Here is a 13,103-nt window from a genome sequence, read left to right on the forward strand (position 1 = left end):
ATATGTAATACATACACCATCTCCCATAACATGAGCGAAATTGGCAAATCTGTCAGGATGGAGCGTATATTCGACAGAAATACTGGTAATGCAATTATAATCCCAATGGACCACGGCGTAGGTGCAGGACCTATCAAGGGCCTTATAGACATGCCCGCAACTGTCAACAAGGTAGCAGAAGGCGGTGCAAATGCAGTACTTGGTCACATGGGACTTGCAAAGCATGGTCACAGAGGCTACGGCAGGGATGTAGGACTTATTATTCACCTCTCCGCATCAACATCACTTGGACCTGACCCCAACCATAAGGTCTTGGTAACTACCATGGAAGAAGCTATCAAAGTTGGCGCAGATGCGGTTTCTGTACACATCAACGTTGGTGCTGAAGATGAAGCTGAAATGTTGAAGGACCTGGGTTTTGTCGCGAAGAAATGTGACGAATGGGGAATGCCCCTTCTTGCCATGATGTACCCCCGAGGTGCAAAAGTGCCTTCAGAGCATGATGTGGAGTATGTGAAGCACGCAGCAAGGATCGGTGCAGAACTTGGCGCGGATATCGTCAAAACCAGCTATACAGGTGACCCTGATTCATTCAAGGAAGTCATCGACGGATGTCCAGTACCTGTTGTTATTGCAGGCGGACCTCAGATGGATACTGAAAAAGAGATACTCCAGATGGTTACCGATGCACTAAGTGTAGGCTGCAAGGGTGTAGCAATGGGCAGGAATGTGTTCCAGGCAGATGACCCAACAAGACTCGTCAATCTTCTCTCAAAGGTCATCCACGGCGGAATGAGCGCGGATGAAGCTTTGGAAGATTGATTAAAGTTAATTGAAATATAAAGGCCGGGCAAACCGGCACAATTTTTATTTTTGCATAACTTATTACATCGAAGTTACGGCTATTTTTAAGGAACCCTCATGCACAACCCTAACCAAAGCTCCTGAGATGCGATCATAGAAGAACAGGAAAACAATGGTAGATATAGAGGAAATTAAGATCAGAGTAGATACAAAGTATTTAGAATGAAAAGAAGTGAAGCAAGACCGCGATGGAATTATCAAAAAAATCAGTTTGTGGTGGTGGTGGTACGATATGATTTTTATCGGCCTTGCTTATTCTATACAATGTAACAACCTGTATATAAAGATTGTTGACTGCATAATCATCATAATGATGAAGATATGTGAACAAAAATATCAGACCATGTGGCATTTCCAACCCCCATATAGCCCGTTGTAACATTCTTGCATCGAGATTTCAGGCTTTCTCTAAAGCTTTCAAACTAGGGATTCTGATATACAATGACAAAAGAACAAGGAACCAATGTTAGTAGATAGGAGGCAGTAAAATCAGAGTATACAGAGCATTCAACATTTGAAAGGAAAAGAATTATAGCAAGACCGTGATGGAATGATCAAAAAAAATCAGTTTGTGGTGGTGGTGGTACGATATGATTTTTATCGGCCTTGCTTATTCTATACAATGTAACAACATATATATAAAGCTTTTTGTTATGATAATCATCATAATGGCAGGCTTTGTGAGAAATACAAATATTACACAAAAGATATCACGATAAGATTAAATGTAATGTAAATATCGAATGTATCATATTTAGCTTCCACCCATCAAAATAATCACTAACATTAAGAGGATCTATCATGGACAAGTATGAACAGGTAATTGAACTGGCAAAAAGAAGAGGCTTTTTATGGAATTCATTTGAACTCTACGGCGGAGCTGCCGGATTCTATGATTATGGACCCCTTGGATGCACTTTAAAGAGAAGGATAGAGCAGATCTGGCGTGAACTCTATGTGATACACGAAGGGTTCATGGAGATCGAAACCCCAACTGTAGGAATAGAGGACGTCTTTGTTGCATCCGGCCACGTAGGAGGCTTTTCAGACCCGCTCTGCGAATGCCAAGAATGTGAGGAAGCTTTCAGAGCAGATCATCTTGTCGATAAGATAGTAGAGGTCGCAGATGCATTGAGCAATGAAGAACTTGACAGGCTCATAGAGGAGAATGATATCGGCTGTCCTGAATGCGGAGGCAAGCTTGGAAAAGCATATGAGTTCAACCTTATGTTCAAAACGAATATCGGCCCCGGGACTGGAAGACAAGGTTACATGCGTCCAGAAACCGCACAGGGAATGTTCATTAACTTTCAGAGGCTTTCCAGATATTACCGTGACAAGTTACCCTTTGGTGCGACCCAGATAGGAAAATCCTATCGTAATGAGATATCCCCCAGGCAGGGAGTTATCAGGCTGAGGGAATTCACACAGGCAGAGGCTGAGATATTCACCCATCCAAAAGAGAAAGGGCACCCCAACTTCGAAAGATTTGCAGAGGTCACCCTGAACCTATACTCAGATGAAGCACAGGAGAAGGGTGCCATCGAGCAGATGACGGTAAAGGAAGCTGTTGAGAATAACATAATTGCACATGAGTTCCTCGCATACCATATCGCACTCACGGACCATTTCCTCCAGCGCGTGGGCATAGCTGCTGACAAGCTAAGGTTCAGGCAGCACCAGAAGGACGAAATGGCACACTATGCTATTGACTGCTGGGATGCCGAGATACTTACCGACAGGTTCGGCTGGATAGAGGTGGTCGGTATTGCGGACAGGACAGACTTCGACCTGAAAGCACATGCAAAGACAAGCGGTACCGAACTTGAGATACACATTGAATATCATGAGCCGAAAATGGTCGAACAATTCGTTGTGAAACCTGATATGGGTAAGCTCGGGCCATTGTTCAAAGGAAAGGCAAAGGCTGTTGCTGATGCACTCAAAGAATTGAGTGAAGATGAACTTAGCAAGGACGAGATCAAAGTAATTGTTAATGGAGAAGAGTTCACAGTACCTTCCGATATAATCAGCTATGCACAAGAGACCGTAAAGGTCAGCGGTGAAAAGATAGTACCTCATGTCATCGAGCCTTCATACGGTATCGACAGGATACTTTACTGCACAATGGAACACGCATTCGATGAAGAAAAGGTCGAAGCTGAAGGAGACGAGGAGGAAGAGGAAAGGATGGTCCTCAGGTTCAGGAATGAAGTTGCACCTGTACAGGTTGCCATCCTCCCCCTCCTTACAAGGGATGAGCTTATCGAGCCTGCAAAGGCGATAGCACAGAAACTTCGTGAAAGAGGCTTACTTGTTGCCTACGATGATTCAAGAGCAATCGGTCGCCGCTACCGCAGGAACGATGAGATTGGAACTCCATATTCCATCACCATCGATTACGATACCCTTGAAGACAATTCCGTTACCATAAGGGACCGTGATACAATGAAACAGGTCAGAGCATCTGTCGAGGGTATCGAGGACTCGATCTACGACCTTGTCTATGGAAAACTGAGCCTTGAAAATGCGGGCGTGAGCATCTAATACTTTCACCCCGCTTGCCTCATATTTAAAAGGGTTAAGACTAGTATTGCCTCAAGCAAATTTAGAACCTATAGTAAATATGAGCGAACACATTAAGCATCCAATGGTCAAACCTGATACAGTCGAGCAACGATTGTACCAGCTCGACCTTGCCGGAAAGGCACTATCATCATCAACACTGGTAGTGCTGCCAACAGGTCTTGGAAAAACTATAGTCGCCCTTCTTGTCATAGCTTCACGCCTGCAAAAGACAGGCGGAAAAGCACTCATTCTATCCCCCACAAAACCCCTTGTAGAACAGCATGCCACTTTTTTGAGATCCACACTGAACATCCCGGAAGATGAGATATTGACCTTCACAGGTGCAGTAGCGCCTGAAAAAAGGGAAGAGCTCTGGAAGAAGGGAAAAGTGATCATCTCCACCCCGCAGGTCATTGAGAACGACATCCTTACCAAACGCATAAGCCTGGAGGATGTCTCCCACATTACATTTGATGAAGCACATCGAGCTGTTGGCAATTATGCTTATACATACATAGCCGAAAGATACTTCGAGGATGCAAAAAACCCACACTGCCTTGCGATAACTGCAAGTCCGGGAGGTACTGATGAGAAGATAAGTGAGGTATGCACGAACCTCTACATCAGATCGGTTGCGATAAAAACAGAAACAGACCCTGACGTAACACCCTATATCCATAAAAAAGAGGTCGAATGGAACCATGTAATACTGCCTTCTGAGATGAAGGAGCTGAAAACCCTTCTGGAAAAGGTCCTCGAGGACAGATTCCAAAAACTAACAGAACTTGGATATTCCATCCCATACGGCAAGAAAGCTTCAAAGATGGACCTGCTAGGGCTTCAGAAAAAGTTACAGGGACAGATCAGAGAAATGGCCGAACCTGCAGTCTACAGCGCCCTATCGATCCTTGCAGAAGTAATGAAGGTAAGTCATGCTGTGGAGATAGTAGAAACACAGGGCATCGAAGCACTTAAAAAATATACAGCCCGACTTGAGAACGAGGCCACTTCCAGAACAGGAAGTAAGGCTTCAAAAAGGCTTTCTGATGACCTTTATATGAGACAGTTGTACAAAAGGCTCGAGGAATGTACCACAGAACATCCGAAACTTGCCGTTGTAAAAGATATTGTATCAAAGGAACTAAATGGCAAACCCGACTCCCGTGTGATCGTCTTTACGAACTATCGCGATACCTCTGAAATGGTGACGAACGCCCTCTCAGAAATAGAAGATATAAGGCCTGTCAAATTTGTGGGACAAAGTTCCAAGTTCAAGGACAAGGGGCTTACCCAAAAACAACAGGTTGAGATCATAGAGAAGTTCAAGGCCGGAGAATATAATGTCCTTGTGGCAACATCCGTTGCAGAAGAAGGACTTGATATCCCAGCTACCGATCTGGTGCTGTTCTATGAACCGGTCCCTTCCGAGATAAGAAGCATACAGAGAAAAGGCAGGACAGGAAGGAAACACGAAGGGCGTGTAGTAGTACTTGTTACAAAAGGAACCCGGGACGAAACATATTACTGGAGCTGTGCGCATAAAGAAAAGCGTATGCAAAGCAATATGCAGCACTGGCAAGAGAATATGTCAGAGTTGAATGGGGCAAACACTGAAAATGACAAGACCGACATTGCAAGCGAGTTCAGGGATGAGAAGGAACAACAGACCGGGCTTTCAGACTTCTCTGGCGAAGAAGTGACGGTGGTCCTCGACCAGAGAGAGATCAGAAGCACCGTTGCACGCAGTCTTGAGAAACTTGGGCTTAACATCGTTGTAAAAACACTTGAGGTAGGAGATTATATTGTAAGCGACCGGGTGGCGATCGAGCGCAAGAGTGCCGAAGACCTTGTCAATTCCCTGCTTGACCGCAATATATTCAGGCAGATATCCGACCTTGCAGGAGCTTATGAAAAGCCCATACTTATCATCGAAGGAGAAGGTTTGTTCACCACAAGGATGATCAACCCCAAAGCTATCCACGGAACACTTGCTTCATTAGCACTGGACTTTGGAGTGTCCATACTTCACACAAGGGATGCAGAAGACACAGCATCCCTGATTGGTATACTGGCAAAGAGAGAACAGGTCGATGAAAAACGCAGTACCAGCATACACGGAAAAAAATCTTCAATGCTGTTATCACAACAACAGGAATACATAGTATCATCCATCAGTGACATCGGACCGAATGCTGCAAAGAATCTCCTTGAACACTTCGGAACCGTGGAAGGAGTTATGAAAGCAGAGCTTGAGGAGTTGAAGGAAGTGAAGAACATTGGACAGAAGACCGCAGGAAAGATGCGGGAAATACTTAGTAGCAAATATAAAAATTGAAAAAGAAAGAGCAACTGGAAATACCGGTTTTCTACTATCAATTTATGAGAATTCTGTTTTTAAGAAGCTTATTTCAGTCTTTCAAGGATGTCAAGACATCTATCCATAATATCGAGATATTCCTCCATCCTGCGAGGATCGGTCTCGACCTGAAGCAGACCGGCAATGTGCCCAATTTTCAATTTCAGGCTTTCTGCAACAGAATTCAGACCTTCGATAGGAACTGCTGCCGAAATTTGCCCTGGCATATCATCATGAGAAAGTTCTTCAGAACGAACCAGCGGTTGTTGTACAGGAGCTTCGGGGGAGCTGGCAATGCCACCTGCCTGAGGAACTTCTTCAATTTCATTTCTTGCCAATGCAACCTGTTGTCCTGCATTTTGCTGTTGACCGGAATTCGCATTGCTGTCCTGACATATTGGGCAAAGTACTTCTCCCTGGTACCTGAACATTGGAGCACCACATGTAGTACAATGCTGTGCAAGCATAGTACCGCCCATTTCCAGCAATCTTGATATCTGTTTTATTTTATCGTCACTATCGCTCATTTGTTCACCTTTGATCACTGCATGAATGAAAGTCTTTTTATAGGATATAATAGTTAGGGGTAATACAACATAAATTCTTATTTTATCATTAAACCATTATTAAGGTGATCCAAATGTTAGGTGCCAGCGAACCTGAAGACGTCATTAAACAATGCAAACAGGTGTTAGAACATATAGCGAACGACAATTCCGTACCAAGGAATATCAGACGTTCCGCAAACGACATCCTTGCAACTTTGAAAAACGAAGCAGAACCCCTTTTCCTGAGAACGTCATCCAGTATTTCTATATTGGAAGATATCAGCAACGACCCAAACATTCCATTACATACAAGGACACTTATATGGAATGTCGCAAGTCAGCTCGAGACCATCCCTGTTGACGAGTGATCGTTTACGATACAACAAAGAACATTCTGATCTGACGATCAGATCTTTTCTTATCTTTTTATTTGCAGATATTCAATACACTGCATATTTTTGATCGATAACACCCATTCAATGACCTTACAGGCTGTTCATCGAACGTAACTATAAAATGTGTTGATACATCTTTATACTTGAGCTAACGATTACGAGTACACTATTAAAAATAACGAGATTTTACCATGAAATTCGATCCTGAATCCATAAAGAAAGCTGCTAAGGAAGACTTTGACTCTGCATGGACAAGTGGCAAAGACCTTATAAAAAAAGCAGGCCTGAACCAGCAGTACCCTCATACATCATTCAACTTCGGAAAAGCACATCCCGTCTATGATACGATAGCAAAGCTCAGAGAAGCTTATCTTCGCATGGGCTTCGATGAGATGATGAATCCGCTTATCGTTGATGAGAAAGAGGTTCACAAACAATTCGGACATGAAGCATTGGCAGTCCTTGACCGCTGTTACTACCTTGCCGGACTACCAAGACCAAATGTTGGTATCTCCGACCAACGCATTGCAAAAATAAAAGAAATGCTTGGCGGTATCGATGATGAAGGTGTCGAGACAATAAGGAAAGTGCTGCATTCTTACAAGAAAGGCGAGGTAGAAGGAGATGACCTTGTCCCCGAGATAGCAATTAAGCTGAACGTGTCCGATGCGCTTGTGGTCGAGATGATAGACCAGGTGTTCCCGGAATTCAAGGAACTTACCCCACAAGCCACCACCAAGACACTCAGAAGCCATATGACATCAGGATGGTTCATTTCACTCTCAGGCATGCTTGAACGTTCCAGACCACCATTCCACCTATTCTCCATCGACCGTTCGTTCAGAAGGGAACAGCAGGAAGATGCTTCACGTCTTATGACATATTATTCAGCTTCCTGTGTCATAATGGATGAAGATGTTACTGTAGATCACGGAAAAGCTGTTGCTCAGGGATTATTGGCACAGTTCGGTTTTGAGAAGTTCATGTTCCGCCCGGATGAGAAAAGGAGCAAATATTACGTACCTGATACACAGATCGAGGTCTTTGCATACCATCCAAAACTTGTTGGGTCCAATACCAAATATTCTGACGGCTGGATAGAGATCGCAACCTTTGGAATTTACTCGCCGACAGCACTTGCCGAGTATAACATTCCATGCCCGGTCATGAACCTCGGGCTTGGTGTTGAAAGGCTTGCTATGATACTCCACGATTCCACCGACCTTAGAGGTATGACATATCCACAGCTACCACAATACGCTGAATGGGATCTAAAGGATAGCGAACTGGCAAGAATGATATTCGTTGACAAACTTCCGGAAACCCCTGAAGGGCAGGAGATCCTTGAAGGCATAGTCGAACAGTGCGACACGCACGGATCAGAGCCAAGTCCCTGTGAGTTCGTTGCCTGGGAAGGTACACTTAAGGGTAAGAAAGTGAAGGTCTCCGTGATAGAACCGGAAGATGAGACTAAGCTTTGCGGACCGGCAGCTTACAATGAGGTACTTGTTTACGAGAACGATGTTCTTGGCCTTCCCAACAATAAGAAGTGGAAAAAGGCTTTTGAGAACCATTCTGCAAGGACCGGCGTGAGATTTATCGAAGCTTTTGCAGCACAAGCAGCAAAAGAGATAGAGGAAGCCGTGGACAACGGGGAGAAGGAATGTGAGACAAGGGTAAGGATAGTCAAGGTCCCTTCCGAGATAAACATCAAGCTCGACCCCCTGGCCCAGAGATACATCACCGGCAAGAAGCAGAAGATTGATATTCGCGGACCTGTGTTCACCACCGTGAGAACAGAGATCGAGTAAATCAATATTGGGATGATACATGTTCACTGAGATAGCTAAACTGATGGATGATGGAAAACCGGTTTGCGTTACCTTTCAGGAAGGCGACATCGGAGAGGAATATGACCTCCTCTATTGTGAAATGATAACAAAAGCACGCAAGGGAGATATTTTCCTTGCTTCATCCCAAAGCTGCCCCCCTGGCAAATATGTCCTGAGCACATCCGAAGATAAGCCAGATAAATACTATTTGGCATCAGGACGCTACATCGATGCAGAAACTGCACAAAAGGCAACATCTGCACTCCCCAGAATAAAGAAGAAATATGACCATATAAGGATAGAGCCGCTGTCAGAGAACAACGGTGAGTTCGATGTTATCATTCTCTACCTAAAGCCTGAAATGGCCATGAGGGTCGTTCAGGCATTAGCATATAATGATGGAGAGAGAGTAAGTATCGACACTTTCGGTGCAGCATCCATTTGCGGAGACTGTACCGCTCTTGCTATTGAGAAAGGAGTCGGGTTGTCCTATGGTTGCAAAGGTTCACGCAAGCATAGCGAATATGACGACAATGAGATACCCATTGGCATCGATCTTGAAAATGCAAAGAAAATAGAGAAGGGATTAAATAATATCCCTGAGACACGTCATTGAATCAGCGTGCTTCATAGAAACATATCTGTTCAGCATCCACACTTGTGATTTTGCCTAACTCATTGGAAAGAATATTGTTTATGCGAGCCACCCCAATGGATTTCAGTTGAAGGCGGATTATCATGGACTCATGCTCTTCATAAAAAGTATCATTTCCTGTGAGGGTCCTGTGCGTTGATACCTGATGTTTTACAACCTGTACCACAACACCCGGAGTTCCACGCATAATATCCTGTGCAGAAGTATGGGTAATAAAGATATGATCACCCACATTGATGCCCAGTGATGTGATAAAGTTTTGAGGACTTCTTATCTCAAGAGTGCGCAACAGATGTTCTTTCAATTCAGACATTACAATATCCGAGATCCCTGTAAGTGCGACGTATTCCATACCAGATCACCCATACATTGGATATTCCTTTCGTGGTGTTGTCGCCTGTTCGCTTGATCTTACATCTTCAGCGAGTTTCTGCATTTCGATCTCGATCTTCTCTGCTTGTTCGATAAGATCATCTGTATCTATCGAAAAATCATACAGGGAATTAAGAACATCGACAACTACTGCTGCAGCCCTTGGATCAGGATTCTGCGTCTTTGTAGCACCCAGCAGACTGATCGCCGGAATATTTTGCATGAAACATTCTGCCATCACACTGCCAGAAATACCTGAGATCGTACCCATCTGGAAGATCTCCACATGCTCCTTGATCCTCTCAAGCATTTCTTCAGTTGTTGCAGCTCCGAACACTTTATATTCGTCACTCATGGTAGCAATGCCCGCAATAGAGACAATTTCTTTCACGCCTATGGATTTTGCCCATCCGACAAGTGCCTTGCTCACATCATAGGAAACAGAAGGATTAATAGGAATATCCGAGACCACCATGATGGTATTGTGCTCCTCATTCTCATAGATCCTTACAGGCATGTTCACCAGTCCTTCATACAGAACGGCTATTGGCGGAAAATAGCGAGACTCAATGGAACCTATATATTCCATATTTAATTCTTCAATTATTTGCTGGCTGGCAATATTGCCCACAAGACCAATACCCGGAAAACCTTCTATCAGGATAGGATCCTTTGATTTTATCGGCCTTGTTATGATATCTACATCGATAGCGTCGTAATCTGTTTCTGACAAAAGAATCACCCAATTAGAATATAAACCCCTTAATTTACTTATTATATAATTAGAGGATACTCATAGATAAGTACATCGTATTACAAAAAGAAGAAAACGACATAATTAAACCAAATGATAACGAAATAGATGAAAATAACAAAGATGCATACAAATAATGGAGGAATACTATGGAAAGATCAATACTATATTTTGATGATGTTGGTAAACAGAATACCGATGATGTTGTGAAAGTAGCGGCTGTCAGGGCTGAAGAGCTAGGGATAGAATATATCGTACTCTCAAGTACTGAAGGCCATACTGCATTGAAAATGGCAGAAGCAGTAAAAGGAAAGAATGTGAAAGTAATCGCCATCAGTCATCAGTATGGACTTCGAGAAGATGGAAAATGGGAAATGGACGAGGATAATTTAAAGAAACTTCAGGAAATGGGAGTAATTGTTACAACCCAGTCGCATATGTTCTCAGGAGTGGAACGGGCCATTTCAAATAGACTGGGCGGTGCAAGTCGTGCAGATGTGATCTCCGATACGCTGCGTGCGGTCTTTGGCAAAGGTTTCAAGGTAGCCCTTGAAGTTGTGATGATGGCTGCAGATTCAGGCCATATACCAGTATCAAAGGATACAGAGGTTATCGCCATTGGTGGTACACGTCAGGGTGCAGATGTAGCACTTGTTGTAAGACCAGCACATTCACAGAATTTCTTCAACATGCAGGTTCGTGAGATACTGGCAATGCCACGTGAAAAAGAAGAACCAAAGTAAATTCGGACGGTATCCCCCAGGGATGCCTTTTTTATTTTACTTCGTCCTGGGTTACATCATCACTTTCTGATTCATTATCATTACATTCATTATCATTACATTCATTATCATCAATATTGAACTCATTTTCATCAGAATTGCATCCATTCTCCCCGTTATTGCTTGGTAGAGATGAACGATTCTTCTCAGTGTGCATAAATGAAGCAGTCTTGAGCTCCATTGCAGTGAGTACAATAAGGACCAGAAATGCGGCAATTGCGATTGCAACGGTTGTAAGTGTGTCCATGGAAATATTAAAAAAAGAGAAGTGTCAAAAAGACACTTACTGTTGTTTTTCGTACAATGCAGTCTTTGACAGGATGTTGCCTTTCTTTGCGTGTGGCTGCCTGAGGACTGTATCGTTTGATTTCTCGATCTCACGTGCGTCGATAGCGAGCTGTGCTGCTGCGCGCATCATTTCGTGAGCTGTTGCGGTTGTGAGTGTTACCTGCTCGATCTCCTTCATCATGAAGCATGCTGGGAAGTTGATCTGTGCTACCTTGTCAGCCATGTGGAGTGCTGCAAGTGCTTTTGCTTTTGCGTATGGGTTGTTGAAACCTGCACGCTCGATACACTTCTCTGGCTTTGCGAGAATGTGTGGAAGGACGATCTCCTTACCTTCATCGACCTGTGCGGTGACGATATCAAGCTCTTCCTGTATAAGTCTTACAACACCACAGGTGGAGAGAACTTTCATTGCATCAGAGTTGAAGGATGCCATTTCAACAGAGTCGAGGAATTCCCTCTTTGCACCGATGAGTGGGTCTACGGTCATGATGATGTAACCGAAACCTGCGTCCTCGAGTGCCTGTCTGTCGTCCTTTTTGGTTGGACCATCAGAGATAACGATGCATGGAACATCTTTGTAGATCTCACGTGCTGCGGTTGGACCTGGTGCACTTGAGTTAGGGCTGATCATTACATAGAAATCAGCATCCCATTCTTTAAGTGCTGCTGTTTCTGCAGCTTCGTCTTTACCCATCTTAGGACCAGTTCCGAATACACGAACACTGATGCCTTCTCTTGCTGCTATCTCATCCTGTACGAGGTCAATGACCTGACTCATGCCGAGGTTGCCTAACTTAATAAATCCTATTTTTGCCATAGTAGATCACATTACTGCAAGTACGGGGTAGCATATAATATTTTTGATTATTGATCGATCAGATAATGGGATGTTCACCACAGCTCTACGATTCACCCATGGACTACAGCAACAATTATGCAATAATTAAAAACGTTAATTTTAAATAATAGAAAGTAGGTAAACACTTTCTTAGTACCGTGTAAACAGACATACACATAATTGGATCAAAGGAGCAATAGAATTGTATTCAAAAATAGAAATTAACGAAACCCATGTAACAAACTGTGAAAGCAGCTTGTTACAGTTTAAAGCAGGATCAGGAGAGGAATAAGATGGTTCTGGAAGCAGGAGACACTGCATTTGTTCTGATATGCACCGCCATGGTCATGCTCATGACACCGGCAGTAGGGCTTTTCTACGGAGGCATGGTGAGAAACAAGAACATCATATCCATGATAGCCCTCTCTTTCATCTCACTGACCATCGTTACGATCCAGTGGGTAACAATAGGCTACACCCTTTCCTTCGGCCATGATATTGGAGGATTTATCGGCGGGCTGGACTACATTGGCCTAAAGGGAGTGGGAATGGATGGAGATGGGATACCAGATATACTCTTCATGGCCTTCCAGCTTGTATTCGCAGCCATAGCACTGGCGATCCTGACCTCAGGTGTGGCAGAAAGGATTAAGCTCAGTTCATTTATCGTATTCGGGCTTCTCTGGACAACCATTGTATACGACCCCCTTGCTCACTGGGCATGGGGAGGCGGCTGGGCAGGTAGCATGGGAGCACTGGACTTCGCAGGAGGGACAGTGGTCCACATCAGTTCAGGATTTGGAGCACTGGCATTATCATTTGTCATAGGCAAGAGAATTGGATTCGGTAAA

General features: G+C 43.9%; 13 protein-coding genes. 8 read left to right on the forward strand and 5 right to left on the reverse strand.

What is annotated here, in order from left to right; translation table 11 throughout:
- The first annotated feature begins 30 nt into the window (after positions 1–30).
- From PBV53_RS09515 to PBV53_RS09525, 3 genes are all read left to right on the forward strand, one after another.
- A complete protein-coding gene (locus PBV53_RS09515; protein ID WP_270096949.1) occupies positions 31–822 on the forward strand; it encodes a 2-amino-3,7-dideoxy-D-threo-hept-6-ulosonate synthase in 792 nt (263 codons plus the stop codon).
- An 843-nt stretch (positions 823–1,665) separates the two neighbouring features.
- Positions 1,666–3,411 carry a glycine--tRNA ligase gene (gene glyS, locus PBV53_RS09520; protein WP_270096950.1) on the forward strand — a complete coding sequence of 582 codons (1,746 nt, stop codon included), beginning with the start codon at positions 1,666–1,668 and terminating at the stop codon, positions 3,409–3,411.
- Between the two features lie 79 nt (positions 3,412–3,490).
- On the forward strand, positions 3,491–5,767 hold the full coding sequence (locus PBV53_RS09525) for a DEAD/DEAH box helicase (protein WP_270096951.1): 2,277 nt from the start codon (positions 3,491–3,493) through the stop codon (positions 5,765–5,767).
- A 68-nt stretch (positions 5,768–5,835) separates the two neighbouring features.
- Here PBV53_RS09525 and PBV53_RS09530 read toward each other — a convergent pair whose 3' ends face one another.
- On the reverse strand, positions 5,836–6,315 hold the full coding sequence (locus PBV53_RS09530) for an Sjogren's syndrome/scleroderma autoantigen 1 family protein (protein ID WP_270096952.1): 480 nt from the start codon (positions 6,313–6,315) through the stop codon (positions 5,836–5,838).
- Between the two features lie 113 nt (positions 6,316–6,428).
- On the opposite strand from PBV53_RS09530, the gene PBV53_RS09535 reads away from it, so the two are divergent.
- The 3 genes from PBV53_RS09535 (at position 6,429) to PBV53_RS09545 (ending at position 9,179) form a co-directional block, all read left to right on the forward strand.
- The gene (locus PBV53_RS09535; RefSeq protein WP_270096953.1) at positions 6,429–6,704 is read left to right on the forward strand and encodes a stationary phase-response protein; all 276 of its coding nucleotides are present in this window, start codon (positions 6,429–6,431) and stop codon (positions 6,702–6,704) included.
- Between the two features lie 218 nt (positions 6,705–6,922).
- A complete protein-coding gene (sepS, locus tag PBV53_RS09540) occupies positions 6,923–8,542 on the forward strand; it encodes an O-phosphoserine--tRNA ligase (protein ID WP_270096954.1) in 1,620 nt (539 codons plus the stop codon).
- Positions 8,543–8,561: 19 nt separating this feature from the next.
- Entirely contained in the window at positions 8,562–9,179 is a 618-nt protein-coding gene (locus tag PBV53_RS09545) for a DUF169 domain-containing protein (RefSeq protein ID WP_270096955.1), read from the forward strand.
- Position 9,180: 1 nt separating this feature from the next.
- Here the strand turns inward: PBV53_RS09545 and PBV53_RS09550 are convergent, their stop codons facing one another.
- Together PBV53_RS09550 and PBV53_RS09555 are read right to left on the reverse strand one after the other, a co-directional pair.
- The gene (locus tag PBV53_RS09550) at positions 9,181–9,570 is read right to left on the reverse strand and encodes a DUF473 domain-containing protein (RefSeq protein ID WP_270096956.1); all 390 of its coding nucleotides are present in this window, start codon (positions 9,568–9,570) and stop codon (positions 9,181–9,183) included.
- A gap of 6 nt (positions 9,571–9,576) precedes the next feature.
- Entirely contained in the window at positions 9,577–10,323 is a 747-nt protein-coding gene (locus PBV53_RS09555) for a proteasome assembly chaperone family protein (RefSeq protein ID WP_270096957.1), read from the reverse strand.
- A 170-nt stretch (positions 10,324–10,493) separates the two neighbouring features.
- Between PBV53_RS09555 and PBV53_RS09560 the strand changes: the two genes are divergently transcribed.
- A complete protein-coding gene (locus PBV53_RS09560; RefSeq protein ID WP_270096958.1) occupies positions 10,494–11,087 on the forward strand; it encodes a pyruvate kinase alpha/beta domain-containing protein in 594 nt (197 codons plus the stop codon).
- 31 nt (positions 11,088–11,118) lie between these two features.
- Here the strand turns inward: PBV53_RS09560 and PBV53_RS09565 are convergent, their stop codons facing one another.
- Together PBV53_RS09565 and PBV53_RS09570 are read right to left on the reverse strand one after the other, a co-directional pair.
- A complete protein-coding gene (locus PBV53_RS09565) occupies positions 11,119–11,373 on the reverse strand; it encodes a hypothetical protein (protein WP_270096959.1) in 255 nt (84 codons plus the stop codon).
- A gap of 36 nt (positions 11,374–11,409) precedes the next feature.
- Positions 11,410–12,231, reverse strand: a complete 822-nt coding sequence (locus PBV53_RS09570; RefSeq protein ID WP_270096960.1) for a F420-dependent methylenetetrahydromethanopterin dehydrogenase — start codon at positions 12,229–12,231, stop codon at positions 11,410–11,412.
- 314 nt (positions 12,232–12,545) lie between these two features.
- On the opposite strand from PBV53_RS09570, the gene PBV53_RS09575 reads away from it, so the two are divergent.
- Positions 12,546–13,103 (forward strand): ammonium transporter (locus PBV53_RS09575; protein ID WP_369123352.1); only part of this gene is annotated, 558 nt, incomplete at its 3' end.

It is taken from the genome of Methanococcoides alaskense, assembly GCF_027594145.1.
GTDB lineage: Archaea > Halobacteriota > Methanosarcinia > Methanosarcinales > Methanosarcinaceae > Methanococcoides > Methanococcoides alaskense.